Source organism: Psychrobacter sp. YGAH215, assembly GCF_007280595.1.
GTDB classification, from domain to species: Bacteria; Pseudomonadota; Gammaproteobacteria; order Pseudomonadales; family Moraxellaceae; genus Psychrobacter; species Psychrobacter faecalis.
Window position 1 is genome coordinate 308,513 of record NZ_VKLR01000001.1, and the last position, 25,835, is coordinate 334,347.

Here is a 25,835-nt window from a genome sequence, read left to right on the forward strand (position 1 = left end):
CTATAACTTATTAGGTAATGTATTCCTCAACATTATAGTGTTTAAAATATCATTAATACCTCTACTTACCATGAATTAATCTTACTTTAACAAGTCAAAAAAGCTCTATATGCTGTTATTTATATAGTGTAGAAGACTGAGGTATAAAGTTTATTTTTCTCGGGTGACATTGTTAATATCGGGGTTGACTATAATGAGCTATTAGTTAGGGTTAGTACTGGGACTCTCCCAAATACGGTATTAAAAATTAATAAATATAACGCCAATCTCAACTTATCGTAGGCTTTTGATTTTTATAGAATTTAAAATTTTAATTGTTTTAACTGAAATTTTAAAAACTAAGTAAACCAATACCTTAGAAAAATAAGTTGAGAGTGGGGTAAATATAGTAATGTAATTCATTACATATTAGGGTTAGATTAATGAACTTTAAAAACCAGTTAGAATCATATTTTAATCAATTTGAAGCTTCACCAATACTTTTTGTAGGTTCTGGTCTATCTCGACGTTATCTAAATATTAACTGTTGGGAGGGTTTGATGCAGCAGTTTGCTGAAGGCATTGGTGAAAGCCATATTAAACTAAAGACTCAAGCTGATGGTGATTTAACTAAATATGCTCAGTTACTATCTAGTATATATTCTGAAACTTGGTGGGACACTGAAGAAGCCAAAGAACTTATACCAGGGAACAATGACCTCTTTATCAATGCCCAGTCACCTTTAAAAATATCAATCGCAAACTTTATTCGAGAGGCTTCTAATAATGTAACAACTGATGAAACATTACTCCAAGAAATAGAATTGCTTGCTAAAGCTAATATAGATGCCGTAGTTACTACTAACTGGGACATATTTCTAGAAAAAAAGCTTCCTAAATTTACTCCTTTTATAGGACAAGATGGGCTAATTACAGGACGTAGTCATGGAATTGCAGAAATATACAAAATTCATGGTTGCTGTACGAAACCTAACTCTCTTATTCTAACTGAAAGCGATTATGCTAAATATAGATTAAAAAACCCCTACCTTTCTTCAAAGTTACTTACAATGTTTATTGAAAGACCTGTAATCTTTTTAGGTTACTCTCTAACTGATGAACATATTTCTGAAATACTTGAAGATATAGTTGGATGTTTTCCTGATTCGGGTTTTGAGTTTTTACGGAACAAATTGCTATTTGTTGAATGGAAGCCAGAAGTCACTAAAGCTGCCATTAGTGATTCAGTTATACATAAGAGAATACCTGTAAAATATGTTCAAACGCCCAACTATACCGAATTATTCGAGGTACTTTGTGAAACTAAAAAACGTATTCCTGCACATTTATTCAGAACTATCAAAGATGAGCTTTATGAGTTAGTGCTAACCGATGACCCTAAAGGTAAGTTATATGTTCGAGATTCTGAAGAATTGGAAAATGAATCAGATTCTATTGAATTTGTTGTAGGCTACGGAGCTATCTCGATGGTTAAAAGGTCAGAATCTATCATGGCGTCTAGAGGGTTAGTAGGTTTGGAAAGACTTGACTTAATAAGGGATGTTATCTTTGAGAATGGCAAATACGATGACAAGCAAATAGCACATGAGGTTTTACCTAAACTCTGTAAAGGAAATGCCAGAGTACCTATCTTCCGTTACCTCAACACTAGCGACCTTATTCATACCGATGGTTCTTTGGCTCTAGACGTAACATTAAGCGATAGTGTACAAGCAAAATATGACCAACAACCAAGTGACTTTCGTTCAACAGGGAATGATGTTAAACGATCTAAAAATGTACTCGAAATTAAAATTGGTATTAATGAATTATATCATAAACATGATTTTGGTTTATTTTTGAGAATGCTTCCATACATGGATTTCGGTCTTATAAAAAGAGATGAAGATGATTTACTAAAAATCCTAAAAAAGCATATTGACGTTGCTTTAATTACATCAGGTTTATCAAGTAATTTCTGTAAAGTCGTTTGTATATATGACTTTGTAAAGAATAGCAACCGTTATTGATACTTGTCGATAAATCAAAATCTATTCTTAATCTTTATACATTTAAACCTCTATTTTCATTTTAAAGGATCTAATTAATATATAAGTGACTTTTGCAAAGTGCGGTATATTTTACGGTATATTTTTATTTAATAAAACATTAATCTATATATAGCAGTGCTTACAGCTCACTATTTACCTCCTGCCGTTCCGACCAAACATAGTAGTTAAACAAAAAAGCCAACCATTGATATCAATGGTTGGCTTTTTTTATGCTCATTATTCTTCATAAAGTATTACAAAGACGCTTTAGTAATCGCACTTAGCGCTTCATTGATAACAAAGATTTTGGATTTGATATCTTTAAAACCAAATGAAGTCAGTCTTTGGGTATGCTTTTCTAAATATCTGTTGGCATCGTCCAAATTATCAAACACATAAATCCCGCCCGCTTCTTGCGTTGCTTCGTTTTCTGTCCATAGCTTATAGACCAAACCGTTTTCGGTTGCGATATCTTCAGCCAGCTCTTTCATGGCATCAAAAAACGCACTACCAAAAGGACCGCTATAAGGAAAGTCGATTTGCAAAAGGTACTTCATAATTTAGTCCTCTGTATTACTGAAAGGTTGGCAATCATATATTCTGCCAGATGACTACAACCTTAACATATTACGATTCGCTATAGACTTTTAGTAAGCAAGTCGCTAGGGTAAATACTTTATATTTACTCTGGTTTGTCCTATGTCTGAGCTTACGCCGCGCCTTGATAGCTATGCACCTTGGGAAGCTTATCGGCGACCTTTTGTGCGTGATTTAGCGTATGTACTCGCCTGCCCTAACGTCTTGACGACGTGGTTGGATTTCGCACCGCATCAAACTACCCACAAAGTTGCAATACATAGCGCAGACTTTTGGCAACAGCAGTTTGAAGCTTATAAGCCGCGTTTAAAAGATTTGGATACCACCAATGACTATCAGGCATTAACCCGCTATTTATTAAAACGTCCTAGCCCCAATCGCTTGGGTTTTCACTTTGAGGGTTTACTGTCATTTTGGCTAGAAGATGGCTTTGCACGCAAATTACATCGGTACGAGACGCTTGCCAATAACGTGCAGTTATACAATGGCAAGCAGACAACAGGCGAGCTGGATTTGATTTTGTATAATCATGAATACAATCTGGTTGAGCATTGGGAGTTGGCGATTAAGTTTTTTATGGGTGCCGCACCTTTTGCGCCGATTAATTGGGTTGGGATCAACTCCAACGACAATCTAAAGCGCAAAATGACCCATATGCAAACCAAGCAGTTTTGTAGCATTTGGGTGGATACTGAGAAGCATGGACAAGTTAAGATTGATAAACGTTATGGCGTCATAAAAGGGCGATTCTTTTTGCCAATGAACATCGCTAATTTCGTCTATCCTCACTGGCTAACCCCTAGCTTTCCCATACATGAATGGTGCGATACCACTGATAGCGCTAGTCTTGCGAGGTTTGATATCAGCGTATTGCGCGCCGCCCATTATATCGAATGGTTTAGCAAGCGCGACTTCTATGATGGTCGTCAGTTGCCACTTATCAATTCTGAAAACGGAATCTTAAAAACAGGGCTCTACTTTGAAGGTGATAGACCGATTGTCATTTATCCTCGGCTGCGTGATGGTGTAGATGATTGATTTCTCATAGCTTTTATTTGGGTTTAATACCTCTTAATACTTATCTATGCCTTTCAATAACTCTCAATCACCTGCATCAGTTCATATCTGAGCATATCGGCACTCGGCATGCGTTCGGCATGAAAGCGCACGATAGCAATACCGGCACTGGCAAGCGCTTTATCCTTTTTATCATCCGCCTTTTGCCGCGCTTTACTATTATGCGTCCAATCATCAAGCTCGATGGCCAGCAAGGTAGTCTGCGCATCGATATCCACGATGACATAGTCGACGCTTTGGCGACAAATGCGATTGAACCAAAAGCTACGCTCCGAGGTTTCGTCACTGTTTGCTTCAATGATACGAGACAGCTGAACTTGAACAAAGATATGATATTCAGGCAGCGCATTTTTTAACTTTTTAAAGAAGATAACTTCCGTATCAGTCATAATAGGCATGGGCGCAAATGGCCAAATAGCCAGCTCATCACCGCGCACAGGTGGTGGCTCAGGCTCAGTGGCCTGCTTATCAGAAAACAGTTTTGGCAGGGTGATCAGCCCGACAAATCCAACTGCCAATATTAAAAATATAACGCCAAATGACATGGTTTTACCTTATACATAATGAAAGCCGTCAGCTACGTAGAGGATGTCATTAAATAAAATGACGAAACATAGCTAACCGCGACAAGGCAGCCTTTATAGGCTGACAGGTTATACAGTACAGAAAAGAACAGGAAGAAACAGAAAATAGCGGCGCACATCGTAACCAAGCTTGCCCCAATCAGCAAACAATAAAACAAAAAACACGACAATAGATGTCGTGTTAAAAAATTTAGTGAGAATGATAAAAGTGAAAACGGGCGTAGTTAAAATTGTGCGGTTTATTTAGCGCTAATGGCTATCAGATTGCAGCAATTTAAATTTATTTTAGCGCCAGTATAAAACCCAAGCACTTGTCGTATTAACTTTCGGGTCGCTATTAATCTTATCTTTTAGCGCCAAAGCGGCCACTTTACCGCGCTCAGGGCCAACGATGACGCGCACACCACGACTGGTAGGACTGGTTTTAACTTGATAGCCTGCTGATTGGAATTTTTTTGCCAACTCATCTGCTTTCGCTTGGTCATTCGCCAGTGCCACTTGTACACCAAAACTGCCTTTAGCATCGGTTTCTTTCACCTCTTTACGCGCCTCACTAAGTTTCTGCTGCGCTTCACGCTTGGCATCGGCCGATTTCTTGGCTAACGCTTCTTCTTTTTGACGCTTTTCTTCACGCGCTTTTTCAGCCGCTGCTGCTTCACGTGCTAGGCGATCTACCTGCTGACGCGATGGGATGGTGATATTCTGACCCAGTTGTAGCGAGGTCGACGGTGAAAGGTTATTCGCTTGTGCCAAGACTTCTACGGGCATATTGTGTTGCCGTGCCAGTTTAATCAGCCCATCACCCTTTTTGACCTGATAATCCGTAGGCGATTTTGGCACCTCATTTTTAGCGATTTCTGCAGCTTTTTGTTTTTTCTCAGCTTCAGCCTGTTTTTTAGCCTCTGCCTGCTTTTTTGCTTCCGCTTCCTTTTTACTCTCTGCTAGCTTTTTAGCTGCTGCTTGTTCTTTCAGCTTGGCTTCTTGTTGCGCTTGAGCCACTTTTTGCTGCTCACGGGCGCTATTATCACTCTCAGTTGCCGTGGCAGTATTATCGCTATCTGTACTAGATTTGGTCGCGGTCGCCGTGTCTTGTTCAGCGTCTTTACTCTCCTCGGCTTCTTTATCTTTAGCAGGTGCGGTGCTTGCCAAATATTGCTGACTTTCGGCGCGCGCTTTGGCCAATGCTTGCGCTTCAGCCGCCTCTTGCTCACTTAAAAATTGCTGTGCACGTCTTTCTTGCTCTGCTACGCGGGCGGCGCGCTCTTTTTGTTTTTGTGCCAAGATGCGCTTTTCAGTCTCGATATCAGTCGTCAAGGGTTGTGGAGATTCTTGCGTCGGGCTTTGTTTTTCTATCATCGCTGAAGCAGGTTTTGTTTTATTGCTATCGCCAATTTGTTGCACCATGGCGTACAGCATCACGCTACCGCCAATAATCATCCCAATGCCCAATAAGGCTTGTCTCGAAAAGTTCATCCGTTTACGTCTCTTAGTTGGTAATAAGGTTGATTGAGCGGCGCAACTATCGTCCCAAGCTATGTTTATATAGCTTTAATAAACAATTTTGAAACTTAATATCGCCGCCAGTTACGTCCAGCCATTTTTAAATGCTAAGTCAAGCTGTACATAGCCATTTTAATTTGTACACCCCACTCTCAACTTGTTTTTCTAAGGTATTGGTTTACTTAGTTTTTAAAATTTCAGTTAAAACAATTAGAATTTTAAATTCTATAAAAACCAAAAGCCTACGATAAGTTGAGATTGGCGTATTTGTACATAACATTGTATTGCAGTATGTTAAAGCAGTTTGATTATAAAGCATATTTTTTATACTGTCTGCTATCATGCTTCTCCCAAGACTAACATTAAATCATTATGATTTTAATTTAAATTATCAGCAGCAAGCGCCGCTAGCGCCTCGCCAATTGTATGGAACGAGCCACATACCACGATTAAGTCTTGCGCTTGACTACCCTTTATAACGGCAGCGGTGGCTTCTGATAAGCGTCTAAACTCATGTATTTGCGCACTATCAACATAACTCGTTAAGATGCCTTGTAGCTTCTCAGTGCTGGCTGCACGTGGATAATCAATCTCAGCGATAAACCAATCGCTAATCGGCAAGCCCGCTTCAGTCAAACGCTGCACGACTTTCTTGATATCCTTATCGCCCAACATAGAAAACAGCATTTTAATGCTGACAGGTTTACTACTTAAGTGTGCGCAACTATTTTGCGTTGCTAGATGCTGCTGCCAAAGTGGTAATAATTGCGCCAATAAAAACTCAACGCCTTGCTCGTTATGCGCCACATCAAACAGCCAATGACGGTTATGGGTCTCACGATAATCAAAACGACCGGCAAGCTTGACCGTTTGCAATGCCTGTTCAATAGCACTTTTATCGATATTTAATGGGCTTGCCAGCACCGCTGATAAAGCATTGGAAGTATTAGTCAAGGATAGCGCGGGGCGCGGTAGTTGCATAGTGACAGCAGCATTACTATATTGCCAAACGTCGGTATCTACTTCACGATAATTAAAGTCTTGTCCAGCTTGATAACAAGTTGCCTGATGCGTGGCAATCGCTTGCTGTACACTCGCTGGCATCGTCTTATCGCCATAAACTAGGGTAATACCATCGCGTAGGATTCCTGCTTTTTCACGGCCGATGTCTTCGACATTATCGCCTAGCCAATCGACATGATCGATAGCGATATTGGTAATCACCGCCATATCAGGATCAATGATATTAACCACATCTAAGCGACCGCCGAGCCCCACTTCTAACACCCAAACATCACAATCTGCTTCGGCAAAGATTAATAGTGCGGCCAATGTTGTCATTTCAAAAAATGACAAGGTTAAAGCGCACTGTAACCTTGCCGCCTCTACCTTGCTAAAGGCATCAATCAAGGTCTCATCACTGACCATCTCGCCATTGATGCGCACGCGCTCGTTAAACACACTCAGATGCGGTGATTGGTACAGCGCGGTTTTATAACCTGCCGCTTGGCATATCTGCGCGATGACCGCGGTCGTTGAGCCTTTACCGTTGGTGCCCGCTACGGTAAACACATAAGCATCGTCTTTGGCTGACTGCACCACGCCTAACGCTTCAGCAACCGGCAATACGCGTGACAAGCCCATATCTATCGCCGAGACATGAATTTGCTGCATATAATCAAGCCATTCGGTCAAACTCGAGTGCTCATTAGGAATGTTAGAATTAGAAACGGTAGAGTCAGACATGGGCGGAACCTATATGGAATTTTTCGGGAAAATAGAGAATGAGAAAATGCTTAATTAGGAAATAGAGACAGTATATAACTACCTAGCCAAAAAGCAAAAATAGCATTTACCGTTATTAACGATAAATGCTATTCGTAATTCTTACTTAGTCGATTTAATTTAAAAAGTATACAGTTTAAAAAGAATACAGTGCTGCTGGGATAAATTTTGCAAAGCCTCTGGAGTGCGAAGCGCACAGCAAGCGAGGAAAATTTATACCAGCAGAACGCTATTTCTAACGTTCTTATTTTATACTGAAATAATTTTACTTAGTCGGCAAAGCTAAGCCTGCTATTAAGTATTGATAAGCTCAATTGCCTGTTTTTTTTACCAGCTCAGCACATGTTAAGCATCAACATTCGGTACGCGGCATAGTTTTGCCAGCAGACGGTAAATGGTATCAATGAGCTGATGACGGTGCACCACTTCATCGACCACCCCGTGCTCTAATAAGAACTCGGCACGCTGGAACGGCTCTTCTAGCGTCTCACGCACCGTTTGTTCAATCACGCGCTTACCAGCAAAACCAATCATGGCCTTCGGTTCTGCCAAATGAATATCGCCAAGCATAGCAAGCGATGCCGTCACCCCGCCATAAACAGGATTGGTCAATACCACGATATATGGCACACCAGCTAAGCGCAAACGCTCAATCGCCGCTGCCGTACGAGCCATTTGCATCAAGGATAGCAGACCCTCTTGCATACGCGCGCCGCCAGAGGCCGCAAAGCAGATTAAGGGTACTTTATCTTTAAGTGCTTTTTCAGCCGCTTCTACAAAACGGTCACCAACCACCGAGCCCATAGAGCCACCCATAAAACGGAAGTCAAAGGCACACGTCACGATATCAAGATTGCGCAATTTACCATACATCACAATCATTGCTTCAGACTCACCGGTTTTGTCTTGTGCTTCGCTCATGCGCTGCGGATACGGCTTACTATCCACAAAGCTCAATGGGTCTTTGGCAGTGAATTGCTGTCCTAGCTCACCCTCTACTTGGTCGAGTAGCCAGTTTAAGCGCTCACGCGCACTCATCGGTAAATGATGGTCACAATGCGGGCAGACATAGCAATTGAAAATCAGCGCCGTATTGGTAATCATTGAATGACAGCTACTACACTTAGTTGACGGTTCAGTTTCGACAGCCGTCAAAGGTGCAGTCAATTGCTGTTTAATGCCCGGTATCGGGCGCTCAAACCATGATTGCCCAGCGGAACTGCCCTTTTTTTCAGTCGTGCCTGTTTCAGTATTATTTGCAGTGGTCATATCAGGTTTTGTTATCGTATCAGTCATAGTATTCGCCATTATCAAAGGCTTATCGACAAGTCGGCCAGCTTGGTTTAATTGGCTTAGTCTCTTGTCCCTAAGAAGTCCGTTTATAAGAATCAATTTAAAAGTCACATATCGTTATAACATCAGCAGTTATAAAGAGCGCTTATACGCAACTGTAACAATTTATATGGGATGTTAGTTTACACACGTAAACTAACTTTAGCAAAGTCATTTACCTGTGTCTTTATAAACATTGTTATAAAAATTGCGCTGACCTTCTAAGCCTTTCAAATTTAGATACCAATAAACTCGATATAATATTAGGCGGTTAAACTATCAAGTGCGCCGCGTAACTCGTCCATTTTTGCCATAATTTTTTGCTGAGCAGCTGCGACCGCAGTCGCATCTTTAGCATCGATATCAGCAAAGTTTTGCACCAGCGCACTACCGACGATAATACCATCGGCGTGCTGACCGATCGCTTTGGCAGAGGCCGCATCACGAATACCAAAGCCGACACATACTGGCAAATCGGTTTCTGCTTTAATCGCTTGCACTTGGGTAGCCACATCATCGGTATCGAGCGTCGCCGAACCGGTCACGCCTTTTAACGACACATAGTAAATATAACCACCGCAATGGGTCAGAACTTGCTCACGGCGCTCAGGCAAGGTCGTTGGCGATAATAAGAAAATCTCATTCATCGCATGCTCAGTCAAATGCTGCGTGAAGCTGCCCGCCTCGGCTGGTGGCAAATCAACCATCAATAAACCATCAACGCCTGACTGCTCGCATAGCGCCACAAAGTTGTCATAGCCGATGATTTCAACAGGATTAAGATAGCCCATCAAGATGATTGGCGTTTGCGTGTCGGTTTGGCGAAACTCTGCCACCATCTTGAGCGCATCACGCGTACTGGTACCTGCAGCTAATGCACGCTCACCCGCTAGCGATACGGTTGGGCCATCTGCCATTGGATCAGAGAACGGCAGACCGACTTCGATCATATCTGCACCGTGCTTCACTAAATCGTGCAATAGACCTACGGTCGTTGCAGGATTAGGATCGCCTGCCATCACATAAGGAATCAGGGCTTTTTTGTTTTGTGATTTTAAAGTTTCAAAAGTGCTTTCAATTCGGGTCATAGTGATTCTCTTATAATTTTAAAATGAGTTTGTTGTCATTGAATCGCGTAAAGCTCGCATCTGTTTAATAGACTTATCAAAACTCGCTTGAGCGGTTTCTATGATGGCATCGATTTGAGACAATATGTCAGCATCTAACTGACTAATAAGCGATTTCTGATGCCAAGTCTCAATATGTACTAAGCGTTTTACATAAACCGAATCTGGTAAGTTTTGGCATTTATTAATTAAGAATTCTCGCCAAGGCATTTCTCTTTTTTCATCACCATTGCAAATATTGCATGCCAGCACAAAGTTATAGATTTCATTAGTACCGCCATCTTTTACAGCCTGCAAGTGGTCAAGATGACCTTTGCGACTATTCGGATCAATTACTATATCGCAATAGGCGCATTTATTATCAAAATAATTCCAAACTTGCTGCTTCTGAGATTTGTTAGGGTGAGTATCTATAATCTGTAGTAGGCTACGTTTAATCTGGTTTTTCGCCATAGAGGGTGTGACTTTTGCCATCTTACTAATTCTCTGATTTTTCAAAATTAAATAATATAAATATATATTGTGAACCCTCTATTAAACTTAATAGAGGGCACTATCAAACTAAATGAAAAATATTAATGATTTTTAAGCTAGAAAACGAATCTATAACTCAATCCCTTCTGCCTTCATTACTGAATGCAAATCCTTATCACCGCGACCTGACATATTAACGATAATGCTTTGCTCAGGCGTCATGGTTTTAGCCAGCTTCAGTGCATAGGCGACCGCATGAGCAGATTCAAGCGCAGGGATAATTCCTTCTTTACGCGTCACTTCATGAAAGCCCTCCAATGACTCTTTATCGGTACAGCCAACATATTCGACGCGTTTCATGTCTTTTAAGAAGCTGTGCTCAGGGCCAACGCCCGGATAATCAAGTCCCGCTGAGATAGAATGCGTCTCTTGGATTTGGCCTTCATCATCTGCCATCAGGTAAGTACGATTGCCATGCAGCACACCAATACGGCCAGCGGCCAATGGCGCTGAATAGCGACCCGTTTCTATGCCGTCACCTGTCGCTTCGACACCATACATTTTAACTTCAGTATCGTTTAGGAAATCAAAGAATAGACCAATCGCGTTTGAGCCACCACCAACACAGGCAACCAACGCATCAGGCAATTTACCCGTTTTTTCTAAATGTTGAATACGCGCTTCTTTACCGATAATCGCTTGGAAATCACGTACCAGTAGCGGATAAGGGTGCGGCCCTGCAACCGTGCCAATGATATAATAAGTCGTATCAACGTTGGTCACCCAGTCGCGCATGGCCTCGTTCATGGCGTCTTTCAGCGTCCGCGAACCTGAAGTCACTGGCACCACTGTCGCACCAAGCAAACGCATACGATAGACGTTCATCTTTTGGCGCTCGACATCATCGGCACCCATATAAACGATACACTCTAACCCTAGGCGCGCAGCAATCGTCGCTGTTGCGACGCCATGTTGTCCCGCCCCAGTTTCGGCGATGATACGCTTTTTACCGCACATTTTGGCAAGTAGCGCCTGCCCGATGGTGTTATTTACCTTATGCGCGCCCGTATGATTTAAGTCTTCGCGTTTAAAATAAATCTGCGCGCCACCAATCTCATTACTCAAGCGCTTGGCATGATAAAGCGGGGTTGGGCGACCGACATAATTGACCAAATCGTTATGATACTCTTCCCAAAATGCCGGATCGGCTTTTACTTTGGTGTATAAGGTTTCAAGCTCTTCGAGTGCTGCCATCAGGGTTTCAGAAACAAAACGACCGCCGTGAACGCCGAAATGTCCGCGCGCATCAGGATATTGGTTAAAGTCTTGGACGTTTTCTGGATTGGTAAAGGTATTGATAGCTTTAGCAGTAGCAGATACATCTTTGTTTGCGACATGACTCATAATAATTCCTACTATAATAAGTGGTATTTTTTAGAATAAATAAAGGGAAAGATTTTAGGTAATGAGCTATTTAATAAATATAAATCCACCGTTAAAAAGCTAATTACTGTTATTCGAAGGTTCGCTCGGCGTCTCGTTTTGCCATCGGTCGCGTTTAACTGCTTTCATAAAGGCACGCATTTTGGCAGCGTCTTTTTTACCTTTGCCCGACTCAATACCGCCACTGACATCGACGGCATAAATCGGCAGCTCTAAAGTAGCAGCGACATTGTCGGCATCAAGCCCGCCCGCTAAAATAATAGGCAGCGAGCTGTCTTGCGGTAGCAAACTCCAGTCAAAACGTGCACCTGTGCCGCCATACTTATGAGGATGGTAAGCATCGAGCAAAATACTGTTCGCGCCAGCAACAGCAAACTCATCAATTTGAGCGCTTACGCCAGCAGTGGTGTGCTGCTCGGTATTAATACGTAAGGCTTTTATCCAGCGTTTATTGACCGCGCTTGCCAGCTGCTGACACTGTTCGGGCGTTTCATCACCGTGAAATTGAATGATATCAAAAGGGACATGGTTTGCCAGTTCAATAAGTTCTGCTCGCGGCATATTGACCACCAAGGCCACGACACTGATAAAAGCGGGCAAAGAAGCACTTAGCAATTGCGCCTGCTCAATAGTAACAGCGCGCGGACTTGGTGGATAAAACACCAAGCCGACGGCATCGACACCCAACTGAGCAGCCATTTTAATATCACTAGGCTGGGTAAAACCACAAAACTTCACCTGCATAATGTGACCTTAGATATAACATAAAATAGACATGACACTAAATATAACGTTGATAGATTGGCTCGAATACATAGATGACGATAAATATTGTTTGCCAACGCTAAAAAGCAAATATGATGATTTGTTAATTGAATGGCAAATCCATTGCATCCAAAAACTTATCCTAGCATACTTTTATTCACAGTTTTGTTTATGATTGCGATTGATTAATATAGGAAAGGTAGAATGTCTAAAACGGTGGCGGCAACGTCTCAGCACATTGCTAGCAATAATACGACGAGTGCAAACCCCGCACATTATTTAATGTGGTTTCGTCGTGACCTGCGAGTTCATGACAATACGGCATTGGCAGCGCTTTGTGAACGTGCAAATGAGGATAATGCGCGAGTCAGCGCTATTTTTTTTATGACGCCTGAACAATGGCATGCACATGATATGTCACTCACCCAGCTCGATCATATCGCCCGCACCTTGCCACTCTTAGCAACCTCTTTGCAAAAACACTTGAATATCAACTTAACCATACAGCTCTGTGCCAGCTTTTCTGACTGTGTTGAGACGCTAAGCACGTTGTGTGAGGTAAATGATATCGATGTTGTCATGGCAAATCATGAGTACGAAGGTAATGAGATTGACCGCGACCAAGAACTAACCAAACAACTTGCCAAATCAGATATCGAATTTATCCGCTGGCACGACCAATGTATCTTGCCACCAAAAACGATTACCACCAATGACGATAGCATGTATCAGGTCTTCACCCCATTTTATAATAAATGGCGGCATACCTTGGACGTTAGCAGCTTACAAATGCACCAAGCCATGGCGGTAAACTATCAGTCAAAAATCAGCCAGACAAAAAGCAGCCAGTCAAAAACCACCCTAAAAACTGCAAAAGACAGCGCTCATACTGTTAAAGACATAGAAAAACTCAGTAAAAAAGCAGTCGAAGATTATCAAAAACGGTTAGAGAGTGCCGTAGAGTATCAGCACATTGATTTTGGTGCTCAGCTTGAGCACGCTAGGATGGCTTATCCAGCGGGCGAAGTGGCTGCGTGTCAACGTTTAGAGGATTTCATCGCGGATGATATCGATAACTATGACATCAGCCGCGATGTACCAAATTTGCAAGCGACTAGCCAGCTATCAGCCTATCTCACTATTGGCGCAATAAGCCCAAGACTTTGCTATCTGCAAGCCACAAAATCATTAGAGAGATTACAGGGTAATGATAGCGACAACTTTAGCAGCTCTGATAACAACGATATTAATCGCTGGATAAGTGAGCTGGCGTGGCGTGACTTTTATCGTCATGTTTTAGATGATAAGCCCGAGCTTATTCGCCATAAAGCTTATAAAGAAGAGACCGATAGCAAGATTCACTGGTCATATAATCAGGATGATTTTAAGGCATGGTGCACAGGCATGACAGGCGTGCCATTGGTCGATGCGGCCATGCGCTGTCTCAATGCGACCGGATTTATGCACAATCGCTTACGGATGGTGACGGCGATGTTTTTGACCAAAGATTTATTAATAGATTGGCGCTTGGGTGAGCGCTACTTTATGAAGCAGTTGATAGACGGCGATTTTGCGTCCAATAATGGCGGCTGGCAATGGAGCGCGTCGACAGGCACAGATTCCGCACCTTACTTCCGTATTATGAACCCTTTCAGCCAAGCTAAGAGCCATGATGCTGATGGATTATTTATTAAGACTTGGCTGCCAGAATTAAAAGACGTGCCAAGCAGTATTTTGCATAGTGAAGATAAAATGCGTAAAGCGCTCACAAAGGGCGGTCAGTTTGCTGACATTGCTTATCCTGTGCCGATGGTTGAGCATAAGGCAGCACGACAACTGGCGATTGCTGAGTTTGAAAAACAACGCTGACATTTTTAGTAAAAAGCGCTAGTTTTCTACTTGAGCTACCTCTTGTGGCGCACTACCAGTTTGTACCAAACTGCTTTGTGCTGCACTATCTATATCGATAGCTGGCTTTACTATTCGTGTCTGAATGGTATAAATAGCATACGCAAGACAAGTAAAGCTTATGATGAGCAGCACCCACGTCGCAAAAGGTAGCGATTCTTTTGCTTTAGGCTGCTTGATTAATTCGCGTTTCTCATGAACGGAGGGCTGATTATTGGAAGTTGTCATATACGCCACCTCTTATATCATATAAACTTATTTCAACGACAGCATTTATAAGGCTGTCCTTAATGATAAATAAGTCCTGCTATATAATATAGTAACCCTATTGCCAATAAATTCAAGCAACATCTGTTAAGTGGTGTGGCGCTTCGTTAACCCATTTTAAGTATTAAGCCGTTGGCATTTGACACGCCCCTGCGCCCTGCGTGGTTACCGTTACGACGGCACCAGTCAATGAAAATAACTGCTGCAATTGGGTTTGCGCATTTTCTAATGCCAGATTCATCACATCACCGCGGCAAGCACGCTCAAGGACTTCTTTTTTCGCCATACTTTGCGCTTGTTGCAAGATTTTTGGATCGACCTGCATCATACCAAAAGCGCCCGTTTGCCAATCATAGATTTCGATATCATCTAGATAAACAGAAAATATTTCTGACGGCGGCAAGGTGATATTGATTTGCGGCAACATTGAGACAGGCGTATTAGCATCCGCTTCCTGAAGCCGTTCAACATCAATCTCTGGCTGCACCACCTGTACCATCTCTGGCGTTAATGCACTCAAATCAATCCCTGCTTCTACGCGCCCGCGTGCAATAAACAAACCCTTTTGCTCATCTTGCCACAGCTTCATCCAACTGCCTGGCTTTTGGCTAGTAATAACGGTATCGACACTAAATGCCACCGTCTCCAAACGATTTAATTTTTGAATTTGCATCACCACCCCTTCACGGGTAATGGTTTCTATCGGTTCTTCCTTAGTGAGGTTTTGCAGGCTATAAATCGCAAAAGCGAGCGCGGCAAGACCGATAAGCAATACCAGCCACGATAGCATCGAGATGGGTTTTTTCGCTTGCGGGCGCTTGGCATTATTCTTATCTACTGAAGAGTGGTTATCAGGGTTGACCATGTAAACTACCTCAAGGTTTTATATTAATTCTTATCAGCATAAAATTGCTAAATACTAAGCCTTTAATGCTATTTGTTTATAAGCATTTCAAGCAGTTACTACCATTCTCCTACATAATTGATGAGTTCGATGCCACTTTAAAAAATAGCTTTTGCTTCACTAATTATCTCTCTATTCTTTTATGTGCAAAATCTATAAATCGTGCTGCTTTATCAGCTAACTAAAATTTTATCTTTGAGTCTCAAAAACTGGCAGATTTTGAGTTAAAAAATCAGCTTGTTTTTAGCATTATTATTGAGTTTAGCCACTGTTTAAGCTGAAACAACAAAAAGTCATTGCGTCTTAGGCGAACTTTACCTAACATAGTCAGATTGTATAAGCAAAATGTTGGCATGCACCCATTTTTCTGGCTTTTTTACCAAAAATATGACGCTGTCGATATGGATGTATTCATACAAAAATAAAAGTTTCACCCTTTTTGTAAGGCGTTTTATAAACGCACTTTCTAATAATGTACTACTTGTTGCAGTACTTTTTAGCTAGGCAGGTCCTAGACTATTACCAAGTGATAAAAGGTAAGCTTGCGTCGGCCATCAAAGCACACGCTAAATATCCTCCTATTTCTTATTTATTTTATCGTTGATAAGGTTCCGCTTTATTTATGAAAGCCAGTCAATTTTTGTTTGCCACGCTAAAAGAAACACCCAGCGACGCTGATATCGCCTCAAGCCAACTCATGGTAAGAGCAGGTCTTATTCGTAAAATCGCTTCTGGATTGTATATCTGGCTGCCGATGGGTTTGCGCGTGTTGCAAAAAGTCGAACGCATCGTTCGCGAAGAGATGCAAAACGTCGGCGCTCAAGAAGTGCTGATGCCAATGACCCAGCCTGCCGAGCTTTGGCAAACGACCGGGCGTTTTAATGACTATGGTCCTGAGCTGTTACGCTTTAAAGACCGTCATGACCGCGATTTTGTCTTGGGGCCGACGCACGAAGAAGTCATCACCAACCTTGCTCAAGGTGAGCTACGCAGTTATAAGCAGTTGCCGATTACCTTTTTCCAAATCCAAGGTAAATTTCGTGACGAGATTCGTCCGCGTTTTGGCGTGATGCGTGCGCGTGAATTTACCATGAAAGACGCTTACTCGTTCCACGCTGACCAAGCGTCTTTGGCAAAGACGTACCATGAGATGTACGACGCTTATACGCGCATCTTTACCCGTTTGGGTTTAGATTTCCGTGCCGTGCAAGCGGATACCGGTTCTATTGGCGGTTTTGCATCGCATGAGTTTCATGTGTTGGCAGACAGCGGTGAAGATGATATCGCTTTCTCTGACGTTTCTGATTATGCAGCCAACGTTGAGCTTGCCGAATCGGTCAGCACCGCTGAGCGTCAGCCACCAAAAATGGCGCGCGAAGACGTTTTAACGGAAGACATGACCAGCTGTAAAATGGTTGCTGAGCATCTAGGCGTACCGTTAGAGACGACGGTGAAAACCTTAATCGTCCACGGTCATACCGAAGATGATGAACCGCAATTAATCGCGATTGTCTTACGCGGTGACCATCAGCTAAATACCATTAAAGCGGAGAAAATCGAAGAAGCCAATGTACCGCTAACGATGGCTTCTGATGAAGAGCTTAAAGCCGCTGGTTTGCATAAAGGCTATATCGGCGTTGATTTGGATATGCCCGTATTCGTCGATCGCTCGGCAGCTTCTTTGTCGGATTTTGTCTCGGGCGCAAACGCAGTCAATAAACATACCATCGGTATGAACTGGGTGCGTGATGCCAGCATTACCCGCGTCGTTGATGTGCGCAATGTACAAGAAGGCGATCCTTCTCCTGACGGTAAAGGCAGCCTAAAAATCAAACGCGGCATCGAAGTCGGTCATATCTTCCAGTTGGGTGATAAATACTCGCAAGCGATGAATGCGACTGTCTCTGGCGAAGATGGCAAGCCTGTGACCATGATGATGGGTTGTTATGGTATTGGCGTTAGTCGTATCATCGCAGCTGCTATCGAGCAGAACAACGATGAAAACGGTATCATGTGGCCACAAACGCCAAGCGTTGACGATTCAATTGCGCCGTTTGAAGTCGCTATCATACCGATGAAGTCAAAAGAAGACACCGTCATGCAGACGGCGACCGCGCTGTATGAAGAGCTAAAAGCTCAAGGGGTTAACGTCCTACTTGATGACCGTAATGAGCGCCCGGGCGTGAAGTTTGCTGACCTTGAATTGATTGGTATTCCGCATCGTATCGTGGTTTCAGACCGTAACTTGGCTGAAGGCAAGTACGAATACGTCAATCGCCGTGAAGCAGAAAAGCAAATGCTCAGCCGTGAAGAAGTCATGGCAAAAGTAAGCGGCAAATAGTTTTTAATAAAACTTGCTCAATAAAAAGCGCCTATCTGATTCAGATAGGCGCTTTTTTATCAGCTGAATGCTGCAAAATCAATTTAGATAAAACCATTACCTTACTGGCGAATCAAGCGACTTGGCTGCGGTAATAACTTTATATCACTGACGCGGCAAGGATTGATATCGATACCGCCGCGACGTGTATACCACGCGCGCACCATCAGCTCACTTGGCTGATAGTACTGACTCAAATCAGCAAATATTTGCTCGACACACTGCTCATGAAAGCCATTATGCTGACGGAAACTTAAAACATAACGCAGCATGCTCGCTGCATCGACTGCTTTATCACTGGTAATTGAAACCGCTAACGTCCCCCAATCGGGCTGATTGGTCACCGGACAATTACTGCGCAGCAAATTAGAATAAAAAGTATAAGGCTGCGCAACTTCCGCCGTATTGTTGCTTGCTAAATTATTATCATCTGCCTTGCTCTCTAGCAATGACGCGTCAGGATGTTCCGTTAGCGTGACTTTCTCGCTGCTATTGGCAAGTGCCTCATCAATACAAACGCCTTCAGGTTGAGCAATCAATAAGCCTGAGACATCATTATTTAAACCATCAGCCAAGTCATCATTTAGGCCAAATAACTCAACAGTTACTTTTGCCTGAACGCATGACGATAAATCTTTAGCAATCAGCGCTTGTACTTCATCCCAACTACCAAACTCAGTAAAGTTAATACTATTTAAATATAGTTTTAATGACTTTGATTCGACGATAAACGGCGAGCTTGCCGGGATACCAAAACGCGCAATAGCCACTTGCGAGATACCTTGTGCATTTAACCAAGACAGCTCAAAGGCGTGCCACCAATCGACGCCCACTGCTAGCTTATCATCTTGCCAGCCAATCACATCGCGCCCTAGATTGCGCGCTATTGGATAGAGGGTCTCAGGACTATACTCAGTTGGATAATCAGTAGTTTGTTCGCCTAAAATACCGTGAATACTCATGGCTACTTCCTAATAGTAAAACTGATGATATTTAAAATGCTAGAGATAGTAGCGTTCATTTAAAATCGATACAGTGCGACTGGGATGAATTTTCCGCAGCCTCTGTGCTAGCAGCAAGCAAGGAAAATGTATCCCAGTCGCACGCCATCATGAAGACAGCGATTTTATTTTAAACTGACGATATTATAAATAGAACTCGCCCTAACTTATAAACGAATACGCGAACCATCACTTAATAGTCGATAAGAGATGATATAAAAAATGACGCAAAAAGCAAAGATAGCCGCCATCGAATACCACACATTGACATCAGAATAGCCAAGGATACCGTAGCGGAAAGAATTCACCATATAGACAATTGGGTTTAACAGTGAAATATTTTGCCAAAATGGTGATAAATTTTCCATCGAATAAAACACCCCGCCAAGATAGGTCAGCGGCGTCAACACAAAGCTTGGAATAATAGAAATATCATCAAATGAGCGCGCAAATACGGCGTTGATAAAGCCACCAAGCGAGAATAAAACCGAGGTGCCAATCACCGTAAATAAGGTAATAAATAAGTGCTCAATACCCAGCTTGGTAAAAAATAACGCCACAATAAAGACGATGACCCCAACCGCCAGTCCGCGGAAAATACCGCCACTGATATAACCGGTCAAAATAGCGTGCTTAGAGATTGGCGATACCAGCAGCTCCTCAATGCTCGAGTGAAACTTAGCACTAAAAAAGCTCGAGACCACGTTTGAGTAACTGTTGGTGATAATCGCCATCATAATCAAACCGGGCACGATAAACTGCATGTATGGCACACCGCCCATCTCGCCCACGCGCGAACCGATCATTTTACCAAAGATGACAAAATACAGGCTCATCGTAATGACTGGCGGCAATAATGTTTGCGGCCAGATGCGTAATATGCGGCGAATCTCTTTAATCAGCAGGGTGCGAAAAGCAATCCAGCGTTGTGCGAAGTTCATGCGTTATCTCTCCTAAGCAGTCTACAGGCTAATATCAAAACGCTATCACGGCCCGCAGTGTTGCCTATATGGTTGCTATATTTATAGTGGTCTATTTATATGGGTAAATCGAGAAATTATGAATAAAACAGCCTACGAGCTTAAAGGTTCATGCAAGCTTTTATCGACCAAGCGCATAAACAACTCTTCTAAACGGTTGGCTTTATTACGCATACTGGCGACCAAAACGCCTTGCTTAGACAACTGCTCAAAGACACCGTTTAGCGACTCCCCTTCTGTCAGGGTCACTTCAAGCGTTAAATCATCAGGCTGTAGCGTGTCAGTAACCCCTGTTAAAGCAATTTGCTTGGTCAATGGCGTTGCTAAATCAAAGACAAAAGTTTCGACCGATAACTGCGCAAGTAAATCCTTCATTTCCGTATTAATACGAATCTCACCGTGATCTAAGATAGCGATACGCTTACAAAGCTGCTCTGCTTCTTCCAAATAATGGGTGGTCAAAATAATCGTGGTATTTTCTTCAACGTTAATCTGCTGCATAAATTCCCACATCGAGCGGCGCAGCTCGATATCGACCCCAGCCGTTGGTTCGTCGAGTATCAATAGCTTTGGTTTATGAATCAAGGCGCGCGCAATCATCAATCGGCGCTTCATACCGCCCGATAGCTCGCGCGCTTTATTATCGCGCTTATCCCATAAGCCCAATGCTTTGAGCAGTTTTTCTGCTCGCGGCTTAGACTCTTTTGCTGCAATACCAAAATAGCCGGCTTGAGTAATCAAAATATCTTCAACTTTTTCAAACTGATTAAAGTTAAATTCTTGCGGTACCACGCCCAAAAACTGTTTGGCTTTTGAAGGTTCAGCCAATAAGTCAGTACCAAAGATATGCACACTACCCGCCGTTGGCTTAAACAGGGAGCTAATGATACCAATCATCGTTGATTTGCCCGCACCATTTGGCCCAAGGAGCGCAAAAAATCCACCTTGTGGCACTGTCAAGCTGACATCTTTTAATGCCGAAAACCCGTTGCCATAGGTTTTAGATAGGTTCTGAATAGATAGCGCTGGCACCTCAGACATGAATACCTCTTTAATAATGATGTATCTATAAAGGAATATAGAAGACGATTCGGGAAAAGTTAGTTTCTCTTATATTTGCTCTCGTCTCTTACGACGAGTCTAGTGTCTAGATGTGAGGCTCACGGTCACGGATTTCAACATTAGGATGATATAACCACGATATTAATAATATCAATCGACGCCCACAAAAAAACGCCTACCTCATTAAATGAAATAGACGCTTTATAAGCTTCTAGATATGACTGCTGTTATTCGCAATACTGTAGCGTTTTTAGAATATTTTGACTATATTAAGCAGAATAATCATAAAAAAGCAAAGTAGGAGACAATAACTACTTTACCGTCTCCTACTTTTTTCTATTGCTTTTTTACATATAGCACAGGTAATTAGCTTGCTTCATCAACCATATAATCCACTGCGCTTTGTACTTCTTCATCAGGGATATCAGCGCCACCTTTAGCAGGCATAGCGTTAAAGCCGTTGATAGCATGGGTATACAAGGTATCTTTACCTTTGGCGATACGAGGACCCCAAGCGCCAGCATCACCTAGCATAGGCGAGCCAAGTAAGCCTGAGGTGTGACACGTTTGGCAGACAGCGTTATAAACGGCTTTACCATCACGCGGACCATCACCTGCTGCGGGCCCTGCAGAACGTGCTGTGACGTCGCATACTTCGTCGTCCTCAAAGCAGACTTTAGCCACCGGCTGAATACGAGCAATCAAGTTAGGATACAAAGCGATGAGCTTTTGTACTTGTGGCGTATCTTGCGGGATAGGCTCTTCTTCAGCGGCAGGTGCGGCAGCGGCTGTTGCTTCTTCAGCAGGTGCATCTGCATCGGTCGCGTCTGCTTGTGCAGCTTCATCGGTAGCTGCAGCGCCATCGGTAGTATCAGCAGCAGCTTTGGTATCGTCACCCAATTTTTCAGGCAAGTTATCGACAACCTCTTGCCCTTCTGCGACATCAGATACGGTTACAGGCGTGTCTACAACACTTTCGGCTTGGCTCACAGCGATACTAGCGATTCCTAGAATGGCAGCTGCCGATAACATAACTACTTTTCTCATTCGTCACGTTCTCTTATTGCGTATACAAGGGCCGACACGACTTGGACATTCTGTTTGTCCTCCTTTGATAACCAAGCAGTTATCAATAGCAAACAGGCATCCCGCATACGGGCGCGCTTGTAATCGGTGATTATAAATATGAATTCTCCCTGACATTATAAGGGAAAAGACAGGTAGATTGCCATGCCTGTTTGCCGACTATGGTGTTTTTTCTTAAAAAACGCCAATAGCGGCCTTCATTCATTGGCTTTATGACTTTTATTTGTTAGACTAAGCGGTCTTAATTTTTAGACCACTTATCGTTCTAATAACGGCTAATTACCCTTAGTTATACACGTCATCAGTTTATTGGATTTTAGTCGATCAATTATGCGCTCGTAGCTCAGTTGGATAGAGTATCGGTTTCCGAAGCCGAGGGTCGTGGGTTCGATTCCCGCCGAGCGCACCAATCATTATAATCAGTCGTTTTTTACCCTTTTCTAGTCCTACCTATTACCTCATAACACTTTAACGGCAACGCTTTGCGCTGTTAACTTCGGCCTATCATTGTGCGCTAACAACGTTAAAATGTTGTATATAAAGTTGTTAAATCTATTTAATTTATAAAAACCTACTCTGCATCTTGCAAATTCGCCATTAGCTGAGCACGGCTGGGGATACGGTGATAATTAATCACAGGTACGTCTCCCAAACGGCGCTGACCCGCGGCAAGCTTTTTATCAATGGTAATCATAGCCACTTTTTTATCTTGCTTGCTAATCAGTAAATGATTGGCTTTACGGTTGACACGGTAGTCAGGAAAATACTGCTTAACCAATTCTGCAGTTTTTTGTAGCGCATCATTGAGTGGTGTTTTTGCGCGCCCCGACTTTAGGTTGTGCTTATCGGCAGTTTTAGGCGCGCGCGATTTTGCCAATACCCATAGTCCGATGACAACCGCGAGCAATATGACAAGCCACCAAATACCATCTATCATAGAAGTCTATATCCAATCTTAAAAAGGGATGGCTCATGTTAACAGAATTATCACCTGCGTTAATAGCCGAAGTCGAGCGCGCTGCCAAATTGCTGGGCTCAAAACAGTGCATCTGTATTTTAACGGGCGCTGGGATTTCAGCAGAAAGTGGCATTCCAACGTTTCGAGATAAGCAAACAGGCCTTTGGGAAAACTATGTGGCTGAGGACTTGGCAACGCCTGAGGCTTTTGCTCGCGACCCAAAACTGGTGTGGTCATGGTATCAGTGGCGCAGGCAATTGGTCGCTGAGAAAAAACCAAACCCTGCTCATGAAGCTTTAGCACAGTGGCAATATCATAGCCAATCTACCGATCAGCAATTGACGCTTATTACCCAAAATGTCGACGATTTGCATGAACAGGCTGGTAGTAGTGTCACCCATTTACATGGCAATCTTTGGCAAAATCGCTGCAGTCAATGCGATGCGCCCTACCAAGAGCAATCTAGAGGCTCATATAATAGTGCTGATACCATAGATTATAGTGACGCTCTGATTACTTGCTCGCACTGTGAAGGCTATATACGTCCCGATATCGTCTGGTTTGGCGAGGCGTTACCTGTACAAGCATGGCAGACAGCGGAGGACGCGGCGGCCAATTGTGAAGTGTTTATGAGTATTGGCACCTCGAGTCTCGTTTATCCTGCGGCAGGTCTCGCACAATTGGCAAAAGATAACGGCGCTAAAATCATCGAGATAAACCCACATCCAACGCCAAATACCATTGTTGATATTACTCTAGCAGAAAAGGCTGGGATTATTATGCCGTTATTAATCCAGAAAATTACGGCCATGTAACTGTCGCCTAAAAAGCACTTTGTAAAAAAGGAAAAGGCTTAACGATTTATATAACCGTTAAGCCTTAATCAATGAAGATATCTTTAATCGCCCCTACCGGAGAGCAAAATCCACTTGCGCTAGGTATTGCTCTTTTAATTCATTATCTATAAATGAAGATCTAAAAGAGTTTTTTACCAAAGTAATAATATCATTTTCTGTCAGCGGTAGATGGTTGCATATATTGATAAAGTTTTGATTCATATACCCTTTAAAATAAGCCGGATCATCAGAGTTGACGCTGACATTTAAGCCATAGTCTAGCAGCTCTTTAATATTGTGCTGTTTGTAACTCTCAAATACCTTGAGCTCAATATTAGAATTGGGGCAAACTGTCAGCGGCATTTGCTCGTCTTTTAGGCGTTGCATCAGCGCCGCGCTTTTTATCGATTGTACGCCATGATCAATGCGATTGATTTCCAATAAATCTAACGCTTCATAAATATAAGAAAAATCTGCTTCCTCGCCAGCATGAGCGACCAGCTTAAAGCCCGCTTCTTTGGCCTTTTTAAACACTTCTTTAAACTTGGCGGGAGGGTTGCCCAATTCTGAAGAATCCAGACCGACGCCGATAATATCGTCTTTAAACGCCATTGCTTGCTCTAAAGTCTCAAACGCCTCTTCTTGAGATAAGTGGCGTAAAAAGCACATGATAATACAAGAGGTGATGCCGTATTTTTCTTTGGCATCGGCAAGTGCTTCTTTAATACCAGTAATGACTGTCGCAAACTCAACCCCTCTTGCAGTATGAGTTTGCGGATCAAAAAATATCTCCGTATGGACGACATTATCTTCGACACACTTTAAAATATATTCCCACGTTAAATCATAGAAATCGTCTTTGGTAATCAGAACGTTGGCGCCCGCATAATAGATATCTAAAAAAGTTTGTAGATTGGTAAAATTATAGGCACGGCGGACGTCTTCGATATCCTTATAAGGGATAGCGATATTATTCTTTTTCGCCAGTCTAAACATCAACTCCGGTTCTAATGAGCCTTCGATATGTAAATGCAGCTCTGCTTTCGGCAATTTTTTTATCAGCTCAATCATGGTATTGGCATGGTCCTGTATCTAAACTTACTTGTTATTTCTTTAAGCGTTATTTTAAAAATACTGTTAGTTTGTAAAATTGTTAATAAAGAAACTGCTATTTTAAAAGCCTTTACTTTGAAAATTGCTATTTTAAAAACACCACAGTATCGGACAGCTCATTGCCAGCAGGGTCATGTTCAAGATGATAATACTGACGCAACAACTGACCTACCTCATCCAATAACTCCATCAGGCTTTCTTCAGTTTTTTGATTGGCGATACCTGAGACCGCTTTTTCGCACATGGCGCTCCAAACAGTTGGACTGACATGTGTGCTGATACCGCGGTCAGCGACGATTTCTAGCTTGTGCTCGCAAATATTGACATAAATCAAAACGCCGGTATTTTCTTCGGTATCCCACACGCGATATTCGCTAAATAAATCAATTGCTCGATCGCGGCAGTCAAGATGATAAGCATCTTGGATAGGTAAATGATTTTCGATAATCAAAAACACCTCGCCGCGATGTCCGCGCTCAGCCAGCGCCACCTGCTCTGTCAGCCGAGCTTTGGCCGCGGGCGTGAGCCACTTGCTATGCAACACAGGGACAAACAGTACTTGACGCCACCAACGCGCAAAACTTGCCTGCGACGAATTGCTTTTTACCATTATATTATATCCTCAA

The 25,835-nt window shown here is 42.7% G+C and carries 23 protein-coding genes and 1 tRNA gene; 6 read left to right on the forward strand and 18 right to left on the reverse strand.

Annotation, left to right across the window (positions count from 1 at the left end; genetic code table 11):
- Positions 1 to 422: 422 nt before the first annotated feature.
- Positions 423 to 2,009, forward strand: a complete 1,587-nt coding sequence (locus tag FOR85_RS01225; RefSeq protein ID WP_144296351.1) for an SIR2 family protein — start codon at positions 423 to 425, stop codon at positions 2,007 to 2,009.
- 275 nt (positions 2,010 to 2,284) lie between these two features.
- Here FOR85_RS01225 and FOR85_RS01230 read toward each other — a convergent pair whose 3' ends face one another.
- Entirely contained in the window at positions 2,285 to 2,587 is a 303-nt protein-coding gene (locus FOR85_RS01230) for a monooxygenase (RefSeq protein WP_102077541.1), read from the reverse strand.
- A 142-nt stretch (positions 2,588 to 2,729) separates the two neighbouring features.
- On the opposite strand from FOR85_RS01230, the gene FOR85_RS01235 reads away from it, so the two are divergent.
- Positions 2,730 to 3,665, forward strand: a complete 936-nt coding sequence (locus tag FOR85_RS01235) for a DUF1853 family protein (protein WP_144296352.1) — start codon at positions 2,730 to 2,732, stop codon at positions 3,663 to 3,665.
- 53 nt (positions 3,666 to 3,718) lie between these two features.
- Here FOR85_RS01235 and FOR85_RS01240 read toward each other — a convergent pair whose 3' ends face one another.
- The 8 genes from FOR85_RS01240 to FOR85_RS01275 form a co-directional block, all read right to left on the reverse strand.
- Positions 3,719 to 4,249, reverse strand: a complete 531-nt coding sequence (locus FOR85_RS01240) for a DUF2726 domain-containing protein (protein WP_144296353.1) — start codon at positions 4,247 to 4,249, stop codon at positions 3,719 to 3,721.
- A 324-nt stretch (positions 4,250 to 4,573) separates the two neighbouring features.
- The gene (locus tag FOR85_RS01245) at positions 4,574 to 5,761 is read right to left on the reverse strand and encodes an SPOR domain-containing protein (protein ID WP_144296354.1); all 1,188 of its coding nucleotides are present in this window, start codon (positions 5,759 to 5,761) and stop codon (positions 4,574 to 4,576) included.
- A gap of 405 nt (positions 5,762 to 6,166) precedes the next feature.
- Positions 6,167 to 7,534: a bifunctional tetrahydrofolate synthase/dihydrofolate synthase gene (folC, locus tag FOR85_RS01250; protein ID WP_144296355.1), complete on the reverse strand. Its 1,368-nt coding sequence runs from the start codon at positions 7,532 to 7,534 to the stop codon at positions 6,167 to 6,169.
- Positions 7,535 to 7,918: 384 nt separating this feature from the next.
- Positions 7,919 to 8,881 (reverse strand): acetyl-CoA carboxylase, carboxyltransferase subunit beta, encoded by a 963-nt coding sequence (accD, locus tag FOR85_RS01255; RefSeq protein ID WP_190295463.1) that lies wholly within the window; start codon positions 8,879 to 8,881, stop codon positions 7,919 to 7,921.
- A gap of 287 nt (positions 8,882 to 9,168) precedes the next feature.
- Positions 9,169 to 9,993: a tryptophan synthase subunit alpha gene (gene trpA, locus FOR85_RS01260; RefSeq protein ID WP_144296356.1), complete on the reverse strand. Its 825-nt coding sequence runs from the start codon at positions 9,991 to 9,993 to the stop codon at positions 9,169 to 9,171.
- Between the two features lie 18 nt (positions 9,994 to 10,011).
- Positions 10,012 to 10,506, reverse strand: a complete 495-nt coding sequence (locus FOR85_RS01265; protein ID WP_144296357.1) for an HNH endonuclease — start codon at positions 10,504 to 10,506, stop codon at positions 10,012 to 10,014.
- A 129-nt stretch (positions 10,507 to 10,635) separates the two neighbouring features.
- Positions 10,636 to 11,910, reverse strand: coding sequence for a tryptophan synthase subunit beta (gene trpB, locus FOR85_RS01270; protein WP_223808451.1), 1,275 nt, complete (start codon positions 11,908 to 11,910; stop codon positions 10,636 to 10,638).
- A gap of 99 nt (positions 11,911 to 12,009) precedes the next feature.
- The gene (locus FOR85_RS01275) at positions 12,010 to 12,693 is read right to left on the reverse strand and encodes a phosphoribosylanthranilate isomerase (protein ID WP_190295464.1); all 684 of its coding nucleotides are present in this window, start codon (positions 12,691 to 12,693) and stop codon (positions 12,010 to 12,012) included.
- A gap of 225 nt (positions 12,694 to 12,918) precedes the next feature.
- Here FOR85_RS01275 and FOR85_RS01280 point away from each other — a divergent pair, with 225 nt between their 5' ends.
- Positions 12,919 to 14,583 (forward strand): deoxyribodipyrimidine photo-lyase, encoded by a 1,665-nt coding sequence (locus FOR85_RS01280; protein ID WP_144296359.1) that lies wholly within the window; start codon positions 12,919 to 12,921, stop codon positions 14,581 to 14,583.
- Between the two features lie 18 nt (positions 14,584 to 14,601).
- On the opposite strand, the gene FOR85_RS01285 is transcribed toward FOR85_RS01280, so the two are convergent.
- Positions 14,602 to 14,850 carry a hypothetical protein gene (locus FOR85_RS01285; protein WP_144296360.1) on the reverse strand — a complete coding sequence of 83 codons (249 nt, stop codon included), beginning with the start codon at positions 14,848 to 14,850 and terminating at the stop codon, positions 14,602 to 14,604.
- 163 nt (positions 14,851 to 15,013) lie between these two features.
- On the reverse strand, positions 15,014 to 15,754 hold the full coding sequence (locus tag FOR85_RS01290) for a DUF4230 domain-containing protein (RefSeq protein ID WP_144296361.1): 741 nt from the start codon (positions 15,752 to 15,754) through the stop codon (positions 15,014 to 15,016).
- A 661-nt stretch (positions 15,755 to 16,415) separates the two neighbouring features.
- On the opposite strand from FOR85_RS01290, the gene FOR85_RS01295 reads away from it, so the two are divergent.
- Positions 16,416 to 18,134, forward strand: coding sequence for a proline--tRNA ligase (locus tag FOR85_RS01295; RefSeq protein WP_144296362.1), 1,719 nt, complete (start codon positions 16,416 to 16,418; stop codon positions 18,132 to 18,134).
- 101 nt (positions 18,135 to 18,235) lie between these two features.
- On the opposite strand, the gene queF is transcribed toward FOR85_RS01295, so the two are convergent.
- The 4 genes from queF to FOR85_RS01315 all read right to left on the reverse strand — a co-directional run bounded on the left by queF (position 18,236) and on the right by FOR85_RS01315 (position 22,248).
- Positions 18,236 to 19,135 (reverse strand): NADPH-dependent 7-cyano-7-deazaguanine reductase QueF, encoded by a 900-nt coding sequence (gene queF / locus FOR85_RS01300; protein ID WP_144296363.1) that lies wholly within the window; start codon positions 19,133 to 19,135, stop codon positions 18,236 to 18,238.
- Between the two features lie 206 nt (positions 19,136 to 19,341).
- Complete coding sequence (locus FOR85_RS01305; protein ID WP_068408525.1) at positions 19,342 to 20,115, reverse strand: ABC transporter permease; 774 nt, start codon at positions 20,113 to 20,115, stop codon at positions 19,342 to 19,344.
- A gap of 132 nt (positions 20,116 to 20,247) precedes the next feature.
- On the reverse strand, positions 20,248 to 21,195 hold the full coding sequence (locus FOR85_RS01310; RefSeq protein WP_068408527.1) for an ABC transporter ATP-binding protein: 948 nt from the start codon (positions 21,193 to 21,195) through the stop codon (positions 20,248 to 20,250).
- A 387-nt stretch (positions 21,196 to 21,582) separates the two neighbouring features.
- On the reverse strand, positions 21,583 to 22,248 hold the full coding sequence (locus FOR85_RS01315) for a cytochrome c5 family protein (RefSeq protein WP_223808452.1): 666 nt from the start codon (positions 22,246 to 22,248) through the stop codon (positions 21,583 to 21,585).
- Between the two features lie 386 nt (positions 22,249 to 22,634).
- Here FOR85_RS01315 and FOR85_RS01320 point away from each other — a divergent pair.
- Positions 22,635 to 22,711 (forward strand) — tRNA-Arg (locus tag FOR85_RS01320).
- 162 nt (positions 22,712 to 22,873) lie between these two features.
- Here FOR85_RS01320 and FOR85_RS01325 read toward each other — a convergent pair.
- On the reverse strand, positions 22,874 to 23,239 hold the full coding sequence (locus FOR85_RS01325; RefSeq protein WP_144296365.1) for a hypothetical protein: 366 nt from the start codon (positions 23,237 to 23,239) through the stop codon (positions 22,874 to 22,876).
- A gap of 35 nt (positions 23,240 to 23,274) precedes the next feature.
- On the opposite strand from FOR85_RS01325, the gene FOR85_RS01330 reads away from it, so the two are divergent.
- On the forward strand, positions 23,275 to 24,075 hold the full coding sequence (locus FOR85_RS01330; protein ID WP_144296366.1) for an NAD-dependent deacylase: 801 nt from the start codon (positions 23,275 to 23,277) through the stop codon (positions 24,073 to 24,075).
- A gap of 93 nt (positions 24,076 to 24,168) precedes the next feature.
- On the opposite strand, the gene FOR85_RS01335 is transcribed toward FOR85_RS01330, so the two are convergent.
- Together FOR85_RS01335 and FOR85_RS01340 are read right to left on the reverse strand one after the other, a co-directional pair.
- Positions 24,169 to 25,167 (reverse strand): adenosine deaminase, encoded by a 999-nt coding sequence (locus FOR85_RS01335; RefSeq protein ID WP_144296367.1) that lies wholly within the window; start codon positions 25,165 to 25,167, stop codon positions 24,169 to 24,171.
- A 127-nt stretch (positions 25,168 to 25,294) separates the two neighbouring features.
- Positions 25,295 to 25,819: a TPM domain-containing protein gene (locus FOR85_RS01340; protein ID WP_144296368.1), complete on the reverse strand. Its 525-nt coding sequence runs from the start codon at positions 25,817 to 25,819 to the stop codon at positions 25,295 to 25,297.
- Positions 25,820 to 25,835 lie beyond the last annotated feature (16 nt).